We start from the raw sequence: 16,477 nt of genomic DNA, 5'->3' as shown, positions 1-16,477 counted from the left end.
CACCGGGTGAAAAGAGTTGGGAACGGGTGTGCGAGCGGTCTGTGTGATCCCCGCGAGGGGCGGTTCCAAGGGGGTTCCGGGGAAGAACCTGGCCAGGGTCGGCGGCCGTCCGCTGGTGGTCCGCGCCGTCCAGGCGGCGCACGGGGTCGTCGACGAGGTCGTCGTGTCGACCGACGACCCGGAGATCGCGGCGGTGGCCCGTGCCGCCGGCGCCCGGGTCGTGGTCAGGCCGGACGAACTGAGCGGCGACACCGCCACCTCCGAGTCGGCCCTGCTGCACGCGCTGTCCCAGCTCGACGACCAGCCCGACGTCACGGTGTTCGTCCAGTGCACCTCGCCGTTCATCGCCCCCGCCGACCTGGCCGAGGCGATCCGGCGGGTCGCCGACGACGAGGCCGACGTGGTGTTCTCCGCCCTGGAGTCGCACGAGTTCCAGTGGGCCCTGTCCGACGGCCAGGTGTTCGGGGTCGGCCACAGCGCCGCGTTCCGGCCGCGCCGCCAGGACCGGGCCCCGCACTACCGCGAGACCGGGGCGTTCTACGTGATGCGGACGGCCGGGCTGCTGGAGCACGGCCACCGCTTCTTCGGCCGGATCGCGGTCCAGCCCGTCCCCGAGTCCCATGCCGTCGAGGTCGACACCGCCCTCGAACTCGACCTGGTCCGGGCCGTCTCCCGGATCGTCGACCGGCCCGAACCGCTGGACGTCGACGCCCTCGTCACCGACTTCGACGGCGTCCACACCGACGACCGCGCCCAGGTCACCCAGGACGGCCACGAGTCGGTGGCCGTCTCCCGCGAGGACGGCATGGGGGTGGCGCTGCTGAAGAAGGCCGGCGTCCCCGTCCTGATCCTGTCCACCGAGGTCAATCCGGTGGTCCGTGCCCGCGCCGACAAGCTCGGCGTGCCCGTCCTGCACGGGATCGCCGACAAGGCGGCCGTGCTGGAGAAGTGGCTCCACGACGCGGGCTGGGATCCCGCCCGCGTCGCCTACGTCGGCAACGACGTCAACGACCTCGGCTGCCTCGCCCTCGTGGGCTGGCCGATCGCGGTGCCCGACGCGCACCCCTCAGTCCTCGCCGCCGCGCGGCTCGTGCTGTCCCGCCCCGGCGGCGGCGGCGCGGTCCGCGAGGTCTGCGAGCTCATCCTCGACAGCAAGGGTTGAAAAGATATGACCTCGGTAGTTCCCATCGGCGACCTCCTGGTCGGCCAGGACCAGCCGGTCTACGTCATCGGCGAGATCGGCATCAACCACAACGGCGACATGTCGATCTGCCGCCAGCTCATCGACGTCGCCGCGAACGCCGGCTGCAACGCCGTGAAGTTCCAGAAGCGCACCCCGGAGATCTGCGTCCCGGTCGAGCAGCAGTCGAAGATCCGCTCCACCCCGTGGGGCGAGATGACCTACCTCGAGTACAAGCACCGCGTCGAGTTCGGCGCCGACGAGTACCGCGAGATCGCCAAGTACTGCTCCGAGCGCGGCCTGCAGTGGTTCGCCTCCCCCTGGGACGTCCCCTCGGTCGACTTCCTGGAGGAGTACGACGTCGTGACCCACAAGGTGGCGTCCGCGTCGATCACCGACAAGGAGCTGCTGCGCGCCCTCGCCGCGACCGGCAAGCCGATCATCCTGTCGACCGGCATGTCGGTGATCGAGGAGATCGACGAGGCCGTCGAGATCCTCGGCACCTCCAACCTGGTCATCCTCCACGCGACCAGCACCTACCCGCTGCCCGCCGAGGAGGCCAACCTCCGCACCATCGCGACGCTGCAGAGCCGTTACGGCGTCCCGGTCGGCTACTCCGGCCACGAGCGCGGCCTCCAGATCAGCCTCGCCGCCGTCACCCTCGGCGCCTGCGCGATCGAGCGGCACATCACCCTGGACCGCACCATGTGGGGCTCCGACCACGCCGCCTCGCTGGAGCCGACCGGCCTCCAGCACCTGGTCCGCGACATCCGCGTGATCGAGTCCGCCCTCGGCGACGGCGTCAAGCGCGTCTTCCCCGGCGAGGCCGAGCCGCGCGAGCGCCTGCGCCGCACCACGGCCTGAACGCGTCCGGAGCCAGAGGAGAAGGAGTTCGCGGAGTGACTGCCCTGTCGGTCATCGTGCCGATGCGCGACGTCGAGCGGCATGTCGGCGACATGCTGCTCAGCCTGACCCGCAACATCGCGGAGGACATCGAGTTCATCCTGGTCGACGACGGATCCACCGACGGAACGCCGCGGATCATCGACGACCACCGTGCGCGGATCCCCCGGCTGAGCGTGGTCAGGCACGAGAAGGCCGTGGGCCTCAGCGCGGCCCGCAACGCCGGGATGCGGGTGGCCGAGGGCCGTCACTTCACCTTCCTGGACGGCGACGACTACGTGCTGCCCGGCTACTTCCCGAAGCTGGCCGCCTCGATGGACGCCCTCGGCGTCGACTACGTCAAGGCCGACCACATCAAGGTGTACGGGCGGCGGCGCGTCCCGGAACGGGCCCCGATGGGCCTGCGGAACGTCGTGCTCGACCCGCGCGAGGGGATCCTGCCCTCGCACGGCAAGGCCATGGTCGACTACCCGAACGCCTGGTCGGGGGCCTACCGCAGGGAGCTGTACGAGTCGGGCGTCCTGCTGTTCGACGAGCGGCTGCTCACCTGCGAGGACCGGCCGTGGACCTGGCGGCTGCACCTGAAGGCCGCCTCCTACGCCGTGGTCCCCTTCCCCGGCGTGTTCTACCGCCGCGAGGTCGCCGGGTCCCTGACCCAGATCGGCGACGAGCGGCAGCTCCACTTCTTCGACGCCTTCGATCTGGTCCTCGCCGAGCTGGAGCGCGACCACGAGGGGGCCAGGTTCCTGTCCAAGGCCGTCCGCAACTATCTCGCGATGATGGCGTTCCATCTGACCGAGCGGGAACGGCTGCTGCCGCCGCTGCGGCGGCGGCTGGTCGAGCGGGCCCGCACCACCTTCGAGGCGTTCCCCGAGAGCAACCTCCAGGAGGTCATGCCGGGGATCGGGCCCGAACGCCGTCAGCTCTTCGCCGAACTCCTGGGAATCAGCGCGTGACTCAGATCTTCCTCGCCTCGACCCTGTACGGGGCCATGACCGTGACCGCGGCGATCGACGCGGGCCGGTTCGGCCCGCGCGGCCTGCGCCGCAGGATCCTCCTGGTGTCGAACAACGCGGCCATCCCCGAGCTGGTCGACCCGCTCGACGCCGCGCCCGGCTTCGACACCATCGCCGGCCGCTACGACGAGATCATCTCCTGGAACGAGGAGATCGCGCCCCTGCATCCGTCGGGGTGGATGCCGCGGACCGAGGACCTCGTGGTGTGGGAGCGGTTCCTGCGCGGCCGCTGGAATCTCGGCGAGCCCGGCGCCGAGCCGCTGGAACTGGCCGTCGAGACGATCGCCGCGGGTCCCGCCCGCGCCCTCACCTCGATCTTCAGCGACGCGCTGATCACGGTCTACGCCGAGGGCCTCATGAGTTACGGTCCGACCAGAGAGGGACTTCCGGACGGCGTTGGGACCCGGATCACCCGGCTGCTCCATCTCGATCTGGTCCCGGGACTGACGCCGATGCTGCTCTCGGAGCACGGAGTGGCGCCCGAGACCATCCCTGACGAGGCCTTTGTCGACGTGCTCGACAAGATGTCGGGGGCCCTGTCCCCCCTGCTCGGCTCGGTCGGCGAACTCGAGAACCCGGCACTGATCGTCGGTCAGTACCTCGCGGCACTGGAGATCCTCACCGCACAGGAGGAAGATGAACTCCATGTGGCGATGCTGCGTGGCGTCGTGGCCCGAGGGCACACGACGGTGCTGTTCAAGCCCCACCCCGCGAGCCCGGTGCGAGCGACCGAGCACCTCACCGCGGAAGCGGTGCGGCTGGGAGCCGAACTCCTGGTCATCGACCAGCCGGTCCCCGCGGAGTCCTGGTGCGCGAAGGTACGGCCGTCCCTGATCGTCGGCTCGTTCTCCACGGCCCTGGTCACCGCCCGGCACTTCTACGGGATCCCGGCGGCGACCGTCGGCACCCGGAACCTGCTGAAGGTGATCGCGCCGTACCAGAACAGCAACCGCGTCCCGGTGACGATCGTCGACGCGACGCTGCCGCACCTGGCCGAGGACGGGACGCTGTCCGAGCCCGTCCTCGACGACGTGGCGGCGCTCACCGCGCTGCTGACGGCCGTCGGGTACGCGATGCGCGCCGCGTTCCTGCCCGACCGCCGCAAGGAGGCCGAGGCGTGGCTCGCCGAGCACGGGACCGGCCCGCTCAGCCGCTACTTCAAGAAGCGGCGGCTGAGCTCGCTCGGCCTGCCCGGCGGGCTCCCGCCGGCCGCCGCGCGCAAGGCGACGCTCCTGTCGGCGGCCCTGCCGGGCGGCAGCAGGCGCCGCAGGCTGGCGACGCTCGCCGCGACCCGGTTGCCCGGCTCCCCGCTCCGCCCCGCCGGTGAAGACGATTGATGACGGCCCTCTCGGTCGTGATCGCGGTCCGTGACGTCGAGCGCTACGTCACGGACCTGCTCCTCAGCCTGGCCCGCAACACCCGCAACGACATCGAGTTCATCGTCGTGGACGACGGCTCGATCGACCGCACCCCCGAGATCGTGACCGCCGCGAAGATCCCGGGGCTGACCCTGCTGCGCCACGCGCGGCCCCTCGGCCCCGGCGCCGCCCGCAACACCGGCCTCGCCGCCTCGACCGGCCGTCACATCACCTACCTGGACGGCGACGACTGGATCCGGCCCGGCTACCTGTACGAACTCCTGGCCGCGATCGAGGCGCTGGGCTGCGACTTCGTCATGTCCGACCACGTCCGGGTCACCGACACCGGCCGGGTGGTCAGGCGCACCCCGCAGGGCCGGCGCCGGGAGGTCCTGCGCTCCCGCGACGGCATCCTGCCCGTCACCCAGCCCTCGATGGTCGACTACCCCTACACCTGGGCGGGCGTGTACTCCCGCTCGCTGGCCGACCGGGGCCTGCTCACCTTCGATCCGGCCCTGCACACCGCCGAGGACCGTCCGTGGTTCTGGCGGCTGTACCGCGAACCGGCGACCTACGCCACGGTCGCGCTGCGCGGCGTCTTCTACCGGCGCACCCCCGGCTCGCTCACCCAGCGCGGTGACGCCCGGATGCTGCACTTCTTCGACGCCTTCGACCGCGTCCTGCGCGACCTGGACGACGACCCCGAGCCCGACCGCTACCGGGCGAAGGCCCTCACCACCTACTTCGCGATGATCGCCTTCCATCTGAGCCGCCGCGACCGCCTCCCCGCGGAGCTCCAGCGCGTCCTCACCGCCCGGGCCCGATCGACGATCTCCGCCGTGCCCCCGGAGACCAGGACCCAGCTCCTGCCCTCGATGACCGAGTACCGCCAGGACCTGTTCGCCAGCCTCCTCGGCATCCGCGTCTGAGCGTCAGCGCCGGAAGGCCCACCCGAGCTCCGGCTCCATGACCGGCCGGAAGACCCGGACGACCGGAGGCAGGGACAGCGCGACGGCCAGCGCCGCCGCCCCGGCCGCCAGGACGAGGGCCCCGGGCATCGTGTGCGTCCAGTCCTCCTCGAACAGCCCCTGGTAGCGGGCGAAGTACACGACGAACCCGTGCAGCAGGTAGACGTAGAGGGTGTTCGCGCCGAGCCGGGTGAACCAGGTGTGCCGCCGGGGCACGACCGCCAGGACCGCGAAGGAGATGACCGTGCAGGCGGCCAGCAGGCCGAGCTTGACGGTCATGCCCTCGAGCGCGGTGAACCGCATCTCCTTGTAGGGGTCGCCCCAGAACAGCGGCTTGATCGACACCTCGCGCACCCAGAGCCAGCAGGCGACCGCGACGGCCGCCAGCAGCGCCGCCGACCCGATCCGCACCCCGCGCTCCCTCAGCACCTCGAAGTGCGACGGCCGCAGGCAGAGCCCCAGCACGTAGAACGGGATCATCCCGATGGTGTTGTGCAGGTCGAACTCCCCCGGCAGCGGGAACAGCCCCGACGTCACCGAGACCACGACCGCGATCGCCAGCGGCCGGCGGACCCTCTGCCAGAACGGCGTCGAGGCCCGCCACACCACGAGCGCGAGGATGAACCACATCAGCCCGTACGGGTCGTAGAGGCTGAACCGCACGTGCGCCCCGCCGACGTACCGCTCGAAGCAGATGTAGGCCGTCTGGAAGATCAGGTAGGGCACGACCAGCGACGTCACCAGCTTCACCGACCGGTCCTTCGCGACCCCGAAGGACCGCGAGAAGTAGCCGGTGACGATGATGAACAGCGGCATGTGGAACAGGTAGATGAAGGTGTAGGCGGCGAGCGTCCCGTGGATGTCGCGGACCTGCTCCAGGGTGTGGCCGACGACGACCAGGACGATCAGAAGGAACTTGGCGTTGTCGAAGAGCGGGTCCCGCGCAGGGCGTTCCTGGCCTTGACGAGGCGCCGGTAGGCCACCGGCGGGAGCTCCACCCGCAGTCCCGCCCTGGCCCGTCCCCAGCGGGACGGGCTGTGCAACACCACCGGCGGCAGTTCCGTGCATGCGAGCTCCTCGAGCCGTCGCACCCAGTCGTTCTCCGCCGCCGGGTGGAAGTAGTTGGCGGCGCGCCACGCGGGATCGGGCGCGCGGAAGGTCCCCTGGGCGAGGTCGCCGAGCGTGCCGAGCACGCCGCTGTCCTCGAACACGAGATTGATCATTTCGGCGCTGACGCCGAAGTCGGACAGCACGTTGACCGGGACCCCGGCGGCGATCGCCTCGAGCGCGGCCGTCGAGCTGACCGTGACGAACCCCGCGGCGTGCGCGAGCTGGGCGTGCATCGGCCCGGCGTCGAAGGTCAGCAGCGAACGATCGACGTCGAGCTCGCCCCAGAGGGTCTCGTAGTGCAGGAACTCCCGGTGGGTCTGCTCCTCGTGGGCGCGGGCCCGGAGCTTGACGACCACCCGGAGATCGGGGCGCGCGGCCGCGAGACCGGCCAGGGCGAACAGGATCCGCTCCCGCTCCTCGCGCAGGACCGGCACCTTGGCCTGGGTCGCGAAGACCACCCGGTCCCGCTCCCCGTCGTCGTCCGCGGGGGCCCCGGCCAGGAACGGCAGCGTCGCCTTCACGACCCGGCCGGGGATGCCCAGCCCGGCGGCGATCTCCGTGAACTCGGCGACCTCCCGGGTGCTGTGCACGATGAACAGGTCGCAGCTCGAACGGAACCGCCACGCCTTGGGGCTGGCGGGCACCGAGATGCCGGGCAGCCCGGTCAGCAGGATCCGGCGGCGGTCCCTGCACACGTACTCCGACAGCACCCGGACGACGGGCCCGGTCGAGGCCAGCAGCACGGCGTCGGGGTCGTAGGACCGCAGCAGGGCGCGCAGGGCCCGGCCGCTGAGCACCGGCGGGACGTCCTGGCCGCTGCCGCTGACGGCCGCCGCCCGCTGCTCCCGCGAGGGGGCGATCGGCGACCGGACGACCACGAGCCGGTGCTCGTACCCCGCCGGGAGCCCGCGCAGCAGCGCTGCCGCCCACTTCAGATAGGAGTCCGAATCGGCGATGGCGAGCAGCTTCACACGAGCTCCGGTCCGAGGGTGAACAGGCTGAGGTGGGTCCGGAGCGACTGGTCGGCGCGGTCGGTCCACCAGGCCGACGGGACCGTGACGCCCTCGATCGCGGGGCCGTCCGGCCCGAGCAGGACGCGCAGCGAGGTCAGCGCGGTCGACGGCAGGCTGAGGACCCGGTGGCGCGGGCTCAGCCCGCGCAGGCTCAGCTCCACCGGAAGACCGCGTTCGACGAGCGTCACCCGGGGGTCGTCGCGCAGCATCGCCAGGATCTCCGGGTCCTCGCGCCGGTGCGGGTAGTAGGCGACCCGCTCCCCGGCGAGGATCCCGTTGATCCAGCCCAGGAACGAGCCCCGGTCGACGAGCCCGTTGGCGACCAGCGAGGTGCCGAGCACGACGGTCCGCTCGGCCGGCGCCGGGTCGGCGGCCAGCGACCGCAGGTAGGGGAAGTCGTGCTGGACGACCTCGATCCCGGCCCGGTGCGCCCTGGCCAGCACGGCGGAGGGGACCGGAAGCCCGGTGAACACGGTGACCCTGCCCTCGCGGGCGGCCGAGCGCAGCCGCGCCCCCGCCGCCGATCCGAGGATCCGCCGGACCCGCCCCGCCCGGGCCCTCGCCCTGATCAGCGGCTGACGCCAGGGCCCGGCCAGCAGCCCGAGCAGGTGGATCGTGGCCAGGCCGTCGTCGACGAGCACGATCCTGGACGGCAGCGAGGTCAGCAGCTTGGCCTGCACCTGCCCGGAGAACGCGTCGCCGACCGCCCAGACCCGGCGGCCCGCACGGGCACGGGAGGCGAACTCCAGGGTGGTGCCGGCGGGCGGCCCCAGCCGGACCAGCTCGGCGGCGGTCGCCGTCAGCGCGTCGCTCCCGGCGCGCACCAGGATCTCGGCGGGGCCGAGCAGCCCGGCATGGCGGGCCTCGACGGCCGACAGCAACTGGAGCGGTGACTCCGCCCAGGCCAGATCAGTCATGGGAAAGGTCTCGATCCTGACGCTCAGTGAGGAATCAGCCTCACATGCGAGCATGAACGCGAGACCAACATGAGCTGACGCGGGAGGTTCGGAATCCCCAGGGCTTGAAGTGTCGGTAGAGTTTCCTCCCGGTCCCCCCGGATTCCCCATTGGAGTGCTCCCTTGACTGACAGACGCCGATTTCTGTTCGGTGCGGGAGCACTGGCCGTCGGGGCCTCGGCCTGCGCGGCCGTCTGGCCGACCTCGAGCTCACCGCGGAAGGCGCAGAGCGCGGCCCCGCCGCCGGCCCCGACCGAGGCCTCCACGGCCGACGCCGTGGTCACCCCGCAGAGCGATCTCCAGCGCCCGGTGGAGCCCAAGCCCGGTACGACGGGCGGCAAGAGCGGCCTCCCCAGCTTCATCCTGATCGTCGCCGACGACCTCGGCTGGAGCGAGGTCGGCTGCTACGGCCAGAAGAAGATCAAGACTCCGCGGATCGACGCGATGGCCTCCCAGGGCCTGCGCTTCACCGACGCCTACTCCTCCGCCCCGGTCTGCGCCCCGGCCCGCTCGTCCCTGCTGACGGGCCTGCACACCGGGCACACCACGGTCCGCAGGAACCCACCGCCCGCCGGCGACATCCCGCTCGGCCCCCAGGACGTCACGATCGGCCAGATGCTCCGCGACCGCGGCTACCGCACGGGCCTGTTCGGCAAGTGGGGCTTCGGGCCCGACCGCTCCGGCCAGCCGAGCCACCCCAACGAGAAGGGCTTCACCGACTTCTTCGGGTACCTGACCCACCACCAGTCGAAGAGCTACTTCCCGACCCACCTGTGGGACAACCAGCGCAAGGTGATCCTGCCCGGCAACACCGGGGACTTCGGCGCGATCTACGGCCCCGACCTGATCATGCAGCGGGTGGCGGACTTCCTGCGCCAGGAGAACGGCCAGGCGCCCTTCTTCCTCATGCTGTCCCTGCCGCTGCCGCACGCGCCGAGCGTGGTGCCGTCCTTCGGGCAGTACGCGGGCAAGGACTGGAAGCCCCAGAACAAGGCGCACGCCGAGCAGATCACGACGCTCGACGGCTACGTCGGCCTGATCATCGACCAGCTCAGGCGGCAGGGCCTCGACGACAACACGATCGTCATGTTCTCCGGCGACAACGGCCCGCACGAGGAGGACGGCGTCAGCGTCGGCTTCTTCAACGCCAACGGCCCCTACCGGGGGATCAAGCGCAACCTCTACGAGGGCGGCATCCGGGTCCCCTTCATCGTCTGGTCGCCCCGGCTGCTCCAGCACACCGCGGGCAAGAAGACCGCCCACGCGACCGCCCACTACGACCTGATGGCCACCCTGGCCGACTTCTCCGGCGCCCAGGCCCCGGCCAACGACGGCCTGTCGCTGCGCCGGGTCTTCACCGGCAAGGGCAAGGCCCCGCAGCACAAGTTCCTCTACTGGGCCAGGACCCATGCCGGGCAGACCCCCACGCACCGGAAAGAAGATCACAATCGGGGCCGGAGGGCTGCCGTTGCGGTCCGGTTCAAGGGACACTGGAAACTCGTCGGATTCGCCCCCGGCAAGGAGTACAGCAAGCCCGGACGGCGCTGGAAGTTCGAGCTCTACGACCTCAAGAAGGACCCCGGCGAGAAGCGCAACCTCGCCGCCGACCGTCCTGACCTGGTGAAAGAGGCCAAGGCCTACGCGATCAGCTCCTGGCGACACCCGAAGTGACGCTGAGGTTGCATCTTTCTTAGTTAATATTCAGCAACAGTGGTCCGAAATACCACCATCTGTCGCTATCGTCGCTAGGACGCGCCGTCTAACCGGGATCTGAGGATGCAGGAAGCACAACGCAGCACTGCCATGAAGCGGGCCATCCGACGCCGTAGCGAGCACCTGGCCGAGGCCCTGCGTCCGCCCGGCGTGAAGACCAAGAAGAAGGTGCTGCTCCCGGACCGGAGCGCCGAGCGGCTCGTCCCCTCGCCCGTCTTCGTGCTGTCGTCCGTGCGGGCGGGATCGACGCTCCTGCGCGTCCTGATGAACACCCACTCGGAGATCCGCGCCCCGCACGAGCTGCACCTGCGCACCCTCGAGGTCCGGCCCAACCGGGACTACACCGAGGACGTCATGCAGGCGCTCGGGCTCTCCCGCAAGGAACTGGAGCACCTGCTCTGGGACCGCGTCCTCCACCACGAGCTGGAGCGCAGCGGCAAGAAGATCGTCGTCGACAAGACGCCCGCGAACGCGATGATCTGGCGGCGGATCTCCTCCGCCTGGCCCGACGCCCGCTACATCTTCCTGCTGCGCCACCCGCAGTCCGTCGTGGAGTCGGTCCTGACCCGCCGCAAGGGCAGCGAGCCCGACGCGGTCGTCAAGGAGATCCTCGGCTACATCACCGGCGTCGAGGAGGCCCGCCAGCACCTGGAGGGCCTGACCGTCCGCTACGAGGACCTGACCGCCGACCCGGCCGCCCAGACCCGCCGTATCTGCGACTACCTCGGGGTCGAGTGGGAGCCGGAGATGCTCGACTACGGCAAGCAGGACCACGGCCCCATCAAGCCGGTCTTCGGCGACTGGAGCGCCAACATCAAGTCCGGCGAGGTCAAGGCCGCGCGCCCCCTCCCCAAGGCCGGCGAGATCGCCGAGCCCCTCCTGGAGATCACCCGATCCTGGGGATACCTGGACTAAACGGCCCGGATGGCCGGGGTTCAGCTCCCGGCCATATCCGCAGGTCACAATGCCCGGCATGCGCGTATGTGTCTGCACCGCCGGGCAGCACCCCGAGGACGCCCGGATCCTGCACCGCCAGATCCGGGCCCTGCTCGACGCGGGCCACCAGGTCACCTATCTCGCCCCCTTCCGCGCCCACAACGTGACGCCCTGGCCCGGCCTCACCCCGGTCGACGTGCCCCGGCTCTCCGACCGGTTCCGGGCCCTGCGGCTCGTCCGGCGGGCGTTCAACGAGCACGCCCCGCACGCCGACCTCGTCCTGCTGCACGACCCCGAGCTCGGGGTGGTCGCGCCGCGCCGGGTCCCGGTGGTCATGGACGGGCGGAGCACCCGCAGGGCGGCCGGCACCGTGGACTCGCCCACCCTCACGCCCGTCCCGCCGACGCCGCTGCGCTCCCCCGACGACCGCCGGGTCGTCCACCTCGGGCGGCTGAGCCTCGACGGCGGCGCCGAGGAGATCATCGAGCTGGCGGACCTGCTGTCCGGGCAGGGCGTGGCGACCGAGCTGATCGGCCCCGCCGACGAGGCGGTCAGGCCCCTGCTCCGCGACGCCCAGCGGCGGGGCGTCCTGCGCTGGTACGGATACGTGCCGAACGACCGGGCCCTGAGGATCATCTCCGGCGCCTCCGCCGGGCTCTCCTTCCCCCGTACCGCCCGCGGCGAGGCGCCGACCCGGGTCCTGGAGTACATGGCCCACGGTGTCCCGGTGATCTCGACGCCCGAGCCGTCCACGGCCTTCCTGCTGGAGGAGATCGGCTCCGGCCTGATCGTCCGCGACGTCGCGCACGCCCACGCGGCCGTCACCCGCCTGCTCGGTAACGCCTCCGAGCGGGCCGACCTCGCCAAGCGCGGCCACGAGGCCGCGGGACGCCGCTTCGACTGGGCCGACGAGGCCCCCCGGTTCGTCGCCGGGCTAGAGGCCCTGGCCCGCGCCTGAGCCGGCCCAGGCCGCGAACCACGGCCCGAAGAACGGATGGCCCTCCGCGAGCGGCATCACGTAGATCGTGGTCTCCGCCGCGTAGCGCTGCCGGAAGTCCTTCGGCATGTTCGCCAGGGTCTGGACGTTGCTCGCCCGGTCGGCGAGCTTGATCCAGATCGCCTGCTCGGGGGCGTCGCGGAGCCGGCGCAGATAGGAGACCTTCGCGGCGCGCTTGTCCTTCCTGGACGCGGCCGGCGGCTTGGTCACCCAGTCCACGTACTCGGCGACGACCGGCCCGAACTCGGCCTCCACCTCGGCGAGCGTGACCGGGGTGTCCTCCACGACGTCGTGGAGCAGCACGGCCGCGAGCACCTCCCCGTCGGTGACGCCCGCGCCCCTGACCATGATCTCCAGCGCCTCGAGCAGATGCACCGTGTAGGGCTCGCCGGTGGGCCGCTTCTGGTCCCCGTGCCAGCGCTCGGCCGCCCTCGCCGCCCGGCTGACGAGGGCGAACGTCTCCGGATCGAGCTCCCTTCGGAGATCGTTCTCGGCCTCGCCGACGGTCCGCCAGCTCAGGTAGTCCATGGACCCCACCGTATGCGGGATGATCTGTCCCGTGGAACGTGAATGGGTCATCGAGGAGAGCGTCCTGATCGAGGCGCCGGTCGCGGACGTCTACGCGGCGGTGGCCGATCCCCGGCGGGCCGTCGAGTGGTCGCCGGAGGTCTTCCGGGTCTGGGTCCGCGACGAGCCGATCGAGGTCGACAGCCGTTTCGTCGGGTTCAACCGGCGCGGCCCCTTCCTGTGGTTCACCAACTGCGACGTGACCGCGGCCGTCCCGGACACCGCCTTCGCCTTCCGCGTCTACAGCTTCGGCATGGAGGTCGCCCTGTGGGGCTACCGTCTGGAGCCCGTCGGCGACGGCACCCGGCTGACCGAGTACTGGCAGGACCTGCGCCGCGACTACCGGGCCGCGTGGTTCGTGACGCTGCTCGGCCGGATCTTCACGGGGGTGAAGGGCGAGGACAGGTCCGCGCTCAACCGCGAGGGGATGCGCACCACCCTGAACCGCATCAAGACAGCCCTTGAGACTCGAGTCTAGAACCTGTTCTACTAGAGGCATGCACGTGATCCAGGGCCAGAAGATCACCATGCCGGTCGAGATCCGCCGCGCCCGTGTGGCGTCCGCGATGTTCCCGGTACCCGCCCGCACCGCCCAGCGGATCGTCGACTACAGCGGCCTCACGGTCTCCGCGGCCCTCGGCCGCTCCCTGTGCTCCCTGGCGTTCGTCGAGTACATCGACGGCGACCTCGGGCCCTACCACGAGCTCGCCGTCGCCTTCCTGGTGAGGCAGGACGACACGCCCGCCCCCGGAGCGTTCATCCACTGGCTCCCGGTCGACGGCGAGTTCACCCTCGCCGCCGGGCGCGGGATCTGGGGCTTCCCCAAGGTCCTCACCCACCTCCCGATCGACTGGTCGGCCCCGAACCGCGCCGCCGTCTGGCAGGACGGCCGCCATGTGCTGTCCGTCCAGGTGAAGCCGGGCCTGCCCGTCCCCGACGGGGCGGGCGCACCCAAGATCGACGCCTACTCCTGCCTGGACGGCGTCACCCGCCGCACCCCCTGGACCATGGCGCCCTCCTCGGTCCGGATGCGCCCCGGCGGCGCGACGGTCAGCCTCGGCGACCACCCCGCCGCCGAAGATCTCCGCCGCCTCGGCCTCGACCGCACTCCCGCGCTCAGCAGCACGACCGTCGGCCATCTGACCATGAGCTTCGGCGACGCCGTCCCGATCTGAGCCCGGACGGTCGCGCGGCGCCGCCGGGCGCCCCGTGACCAGTGATCTACCTCCGTGACGGCAGACTTCGAGGAGGAGTCAGGGAGGACACCGCCCCCGGCGTCCGCCGTGAGGAATCCGCGCGGTGGCGGACGAGGGTTGTGCGCCTGTGCAGGGCGACTGAGCGAGCCGTGGCGATTAAGCTTGCTCTCTGCCCGAATTGAAGGAGATCGATGTCTGCGACCGGTACTGCCAACGGGCAGGTCAAGGATGCGGAGATCGCAGCCGAGCAGGAGCGCGTGGACGTCGCCTACGTGCGCCTCGAGGAGATGCGCGAGGACGCCCACCGGATGCTCCAGGAGGGCTTCCGGACGGCCCAGGCGGGCACCAAGAGCTCCCTGGTCGACCGCGACGCCATGGTCTACCAGGCGTCCCTGCGGGCCGAGGCGCTGAACGTCGCCGACGACGGCCTCGTCTTCGGGCGCCTCGACCTCACCGCCCACGCGCCCCTGTACGTGGGCCGGATCGGCGTCCGCACCAAGGACCACGACTCGCTGGTGATCGACTGGCGGGCGCCGGCCGCCGAGGCCTTCTACCGCGCGACCCCGGAGGACCCGCACTCGGTGATCCGCCGCCGGGTCCTGCACTCCCGCGGCCACCGCGTGATCGACATCGAGGACGATCTGCTGCAGCCGTCGCTCTCCGACGGCCTGACGGTCGTCGGCGACGGCGCGTTCCTCGCCTCCCTCGCCCGGACCCGCGAGGGCTCCATGCGGGACATCGTCTCCACCATCCAGCGCGAACAGGACATGGTCATCCGGGCCCCCGCCGACGGCACGGTGATCGTCCGGGGCGGTCCCGGCACCGGCAAGACCGCGGTCGCCCTGCACCGGGTGGCCTACCTGCTGTTCCGGCACCGCCGCAGGTTCGGCGGCCGCGGCGTCCTGATCGTCGGCCCCAACGCGCGGTTCACCGCCTACATCGAACGGGTCCTGCCCTCGCTCGGCGAGGGCTCCGCCGTGCTGCGCTCGCTCGGCGATCTGGTCCCCGGCGCGGCCGCCACCCGGCACGACTCCCCCGAGCTCACCCGGATCAAGGGCGCCGGCTCGATGACCCGGCTGCTGCGCAGGGCCGTCACCGACCACCCGCCCGGCGCCCCCGACCTGCTGACGGTCGTCCACGCGGGCGTCGTGGTCCGCCTCGACCGCCCCCGCCTCGACAAGATCCGCAACCAGGTCCACCAGCGCAGCCAGGGCACCGCGAACACCGCCCGCCGCAAGGCCGCCGACGCCCTCATGGACGCCCTGTGGGACCGGTTCGTCGAGATCGGCGGCCTCGTCGACGCCCCCGGCATCAAGAAGCACGAGTTCGTCGCGAACGCCCGCGACCAGTTCGGCGGTTTCCTCACCGCCTGGTGGCCCATCCGCACCCCCGCAGAGGTACTGCGCTCCCTCGCCGACCCCGACCGGCTCGGCCGGGCCGCGGGCCGCGACCTCAAGCCCGCCCAGATCGGCCGGCTCGCCTCCTCGTTCGCGCACGAGACCGACTGGTCCTACCAGGACGTCGCCCTGCTCGACGAGATCGACTCCCTGCTCGGCAAGCCACCGCGCCCCACCCGTCAGGTCCGCGAGGACGACCCGTACGTCATCGACGGCGTCAACATCATCACCGGTGAGGAGGTCGCCGACTGGGAGCCCGAGATGCGTGAGCTGTCGATGTCGATCGACCGCTACGACCGGGCCCGCCGGGTCGACGACGAGGCCGAGGAGGCCACCGACTACGGCCATGTGGTCGTCGACGAGGCCCAGGACCTGTCCCCCATGCAGTGGCGGATGCTCGGCCGCCGCGGCCGCCAGGCCACCTGGACCGTCGTCGAGGATCCCGCCCAGAGCGCGTGGGAGGACCTCAACTCCTCCCGCCAGGCCATGGCCGCCGCCCTCGGCACCGCGGGGAACCGCAAGAACGTCCGGCCGCAGCACGCCTTCGAGCTGACCACGAACTACCGCAACACCGTGGAGATCGCGGCCGTCGCCACCCGGGTCCTGGCACGCGCCGTCCCCGAGGCCCGGCCCGCCCGTGCCGTCCGCACCTCGGGACACGACGCCGCCGTGCTGACCTTTCCCGACGCCTCACAGGCCGCCCTGCTGCACTCGGCCCGCGACGCCGTCATCGACCTCCTCGGCCAGGTCGAGGGCACCATCGGCGTGATCCTCCCGCTCGGCTGGCCGCAGGAGGAATGGGACGTCCCCGATCGTGTCCAGCTCCTGGACGTCCTCGAGGCCAAGGGCCTGGAGTTCGACGCCGCGGTGATCGTCTCCCCGGAGGAGATCGCCACCCAGTCGCCCATGGGCCTGCGCACCCTCTATGTGGCCGTCTCCCGCGCCACCCAGCGCCTGACCGTCCTCACCACCTCCAAGGAATGGCACACCACCCTCACCGAGGACTGACCGGCTCCACGCCACGGCCTGATCCATCTGGATCGGGCCGTTTCTCGGCACCGGAAAGCCCACAGAAATGCGAAAGGCCCCGGACATTTGTCCGGGGCCTTTCAGCATGTTGATTGCGGCGGTGTCCTACTCTCCCACACAGTCTCCCGTGCAGTACCA

The 16,477-nt window shown here is 71.3% G+C and carries 15 protein-coding genes; 11 read left to right on the top strand and 4 right to left on the bottom strand.

Annotated features, from left to right (window positions below):
• Window positions 1–43: 43 nt before the first annotated feature.
• From ABD785_RS37120 to ABD785_RS37100, 5 genes are read left to right on the top strand one after another with little or no spacing between them, the layout of a single operon-like run.
• Complete coding sequence (locus ABD785_RS37120; RefSeq protein ID WP_344838314.1) at window positions 44–1,162, top strand: cytidylyltransferase domain-containing protein; 1,119 nt, start codon at window positions 44–46, stop codon at window positions 1,160–1,162.
• Window positions 1,163–1,168: 6 nt separating this feature from the next.
• Complete coding sequence (locus tag ABD785_RS37115; protein WP_344838311.1) at window positions 1,169–2,044, top strand: N-acetylneuraminate synthase family protein; 876 nt, start codon at window positions 1,169–1,171, stop codon at window positions 2,042–2,044.
• A gap of 35 nt (window positions 2,045–2,079) precedes the next feature.
• Window positions 2,080–3,039, top strand: a complete 960-nt coding sequence (locus ABD785_RS37110; protein ID WP_344838309.1) for a glycosyltransferase family 2 protein — start codon at window positions 2,080–2,082, stop codon at window positions 3,037–3,039.
• Window positions 3,036–4,436, top strand: coding sequence for an alpha-2,8-polysialyltransferase family protein (locus ABD785_RS37105; protein WP_344838306.1), 1,401 nt, complete (start codon window positions 3,036–3,038; stop codon window positions 4,434–4,436). Before ABD785_RS37110 ends, ABD785_RS37105 begins: the two co-directional genes overlap by 4 nt.
• Window positions 4,436–5,386 carry a glycosyltransferase family 2 protein gene (locus ABD785_RS37100; RefSeq protein WP_344838304.1) on the top strand — a complete coding sequence of 317 codons (951 nt, stop codon included), beginning with the start codon at window positions 4,436–4,438 and terminating at the stop codon, window positions 5,384–5,386. The genes ABD785_RS37105 and ABD785_RS37100 overlap by 1 nt, the downstream gene beginning before the upstream one ends.
• A gap of 3 nt (window positions 5,387–5,389) precedes the next feature.
• Here ABD785_RS37100 and ABD785_RS37095 read toward each other — a convergent pair whose 3' ends face one another.
• From ABD785_RS37095 to ABD785_RS37085, 3 genes are read right to left on the bottom strand one after another with little or no spacing between them, the layout of a single operon-like run.
• On the bottom strand, window positions 5,390–6,304 hold the full coding sequence (locus ABD785_RS37095; protein WP_344838403.1) for an acyltransferase family protein: 915 nt from the start codon (window positions 6,302–6,304) through the stop codon (window positions 5,390–5,392).
• A gap of 26 nt (window positions 6,305–6,330) precedes the next feature.
• Complete coding sequence (locus tag ABD785_RS37090; protein WP_344838301.1) at window positions 6,331–7,506, bottom strand: DUF6716 putative glycosyltransferase; 1,176 nt, start codon at window positions 7,504–7,506, stop codon at window positions 6,331–6,333.
• The gene (locus tag ABD785_RS37085) at window positions 7,503–8,465 is read right to left on the bottom strand and encodes a hypothetical protein (protein WP_344838298.1); all 963 of its coding nucleotides are present in this window, start codon (window positions 8,463–8,465) and stop codon (window positions 7,503–7,505) included. Before ABD785_RS37085 ends, ABD785_RS37090 begins: the two co-directional genes overlap by 4 nt.
• Window positions 8,466–8,627: 162 nt before the next feature.
• Here ABD785_RS37085 and ABD785_RS37080 point away from each other — a divergent pair, with 162 nt between their 5' ends.
• The 3 genes from ABD785_RS37080 to ABD785_RS37070 all read left to right on the top strand — a co-directional run bounded on the left by ABD785_RS37080 (window position 8,628) and on the right by ABD785_RS37070 (window position 12,111).
• Window positions 8,628–10,175 (top strand): arylsulfatase, encoded by a 1,548-nt coding sequence (locus ABD785_RS37080; protein WP_344838296.1) that lies wholly within the window; start codon window positions 8,628–8,630, stop codon window positions 10,173–10,175.
• Window positions 10,176–10,307: 132 nt separating this feature from the next.
• Window positions 10,308–11,132 (top strand): sulfotransferase family protein, encoded by an 825-nt coding sequence (locus tag ABD785_RS37075; protein WP_344838293.1) that lies wholly within the window; start codon window positions 10,308–10,310, stop codon window positions 11,130–11,132.
• A 58-nt stretch (window positions 11,133–11,190) separates the two neighbouring features.
• The gene (locus tag ABD785_RS37070) at window positions 11,191–12,111 is read left to right on the top strand and encodes a glycosyltransferase family protein (RefSeq protein ID WP_344838290.1); all 921 of its coding nucleotides are present in this window, start codon (window positions 11,191–11,193) and stop codon (window positions 12,109–12,111) included.
• On the opposite strand, the gene ABD785_RS37065 is transcribed toward ABD785_RS37070, so the two are convergent.
• Window positions 12,088–12,678, bottom strand: a complete 591-nt coding sequence (locus ABD785_RS37065) for an HD domain-containing protein (RefSeq protein WP_344838287.1) — start codon at window positions 12,676–12,678, stop codon at window positions 12,088–12,090. The genes ABD785_RS37070 and ABD785_RS37065 overlap by 24 nt on opposite strands.
• A gap of 31 nt (window positions 12,679–12,709) precedes the next feature.
• On the opposite strand from ABD785_RS37065, the gene ABD785_RS37060 reads away from it, so the two are divergent.
• The 3 genes from ABD785_RS37060 (at window position 12,710) to ABD785_RS37050 (ending at window position 16,318) form a co-directional block, all read left to right on the top strand.
• Window positions 12,710–13,195, top strand: coding sequence for an SRPBCC family protein (locus ABD785_RS37060; RefSeq protein ID WP_344838283.1), 486 nt, complete (start codon window positions 12,710–12,712; stop codon window positions 13,193–13,195).
• Between the two features lie 19 nt (window positions 13,196–13,214).
• Window positions 13,215–13,892 carry an acetoacetate decarboxylase family protein gene (locus ABD785_RS37055; RefSeq protein WP_344838281.1) on the top strand — a complete coding sequence of 226 codons (678 nt, stop codon included), beginning with the start codon at window positions 13,215–13,217 and terminating at the stop codon, window positions 13,890–13,892.
• 212 nt (window positions 13,893–14,104) lie between these two features.
• Window positions 14,105–16,318 (top strand): HelD family protein, encoded by a 2,214-nt coding sequence (locus tag ABD785_RS37050; RefSeq protein ID WP_344838278.1) that lies wholly within the window; start codon window positions 14,105–14,107, stop codon window positions 16,316–16,318.
• Window positions 16,319–16,477 lie beyond the last annotated feature (159 nt).

The organism is Actinocorallia longicatena (assembly GCF_039534125.1).
GTDB lineage: Bacteria > Actinomycetota > Actinomycetes > Streptosporangiales > Streptosporangiaceae > Actinocorallia > Actinocorallia longicatena.
Note: the sequence above shows the minus strand (reverse complement) of the source record. Positions and strands in the feature narration are given on the sequence as shown.

Coding starts and splice junctions, on each gene's coding strand:
- ABD785_RS37115 (WP_344838311.1), top strand. CDS start 1,169: ATGACCTCGGTAGTTCCCATCGGCGACCTCCTGGTCGGCCAGGACCAG.
- ABD785_RS37100 (WP_344838304.1), top strand. CDS start 4,436: ATGACGGCCCTCTCGGTCGTGATCGCGGTCCGTGACGTCGAGCGCTAC.
- ABD785_RS37085 (WP_344838298.1), bottom strand. CDS start 8,465: ATGACTGATCTGGCCTGGGCGGAGTCACCGCTCCAGTTGCTGTCGGCC.
- ABD785_RS37075 (WP_344838293.1), top strand. CDS start 10,308: ATGAAGCGGGCCATCCGACGCCGTAGCGAGCACCTGGCCGAGGCCCTG.
- ABD785_RS37070 (WP_344838290.1), top strand. CDS start 11,191: ATGCGCGTATGTGTCTGCACCGCCGGGCAGCACCCCGAGGACGCCCGG.
- ABD785_RS37065 (WP_344838287.1), bottom strand. CDS start 12,678: ATGGACTACCTGAGCTGGCGGACCGTCGGCGAGGCCGAGAACGATCTC.
- ABD785_RS37055 (WP_344838281.1), top strand. CDS start 13,215: ATGCACGTGATCCAGGGCCAGAAGATCACCATGCCGGTCGAGATCCGC.
- ABD785_RS37050 (WP_344838278.1), top strand. CDS start 14,105: ATGTCTGCGACCGGTACTGCCAACGGGCAGGTCAAGGATGCGGAGATC.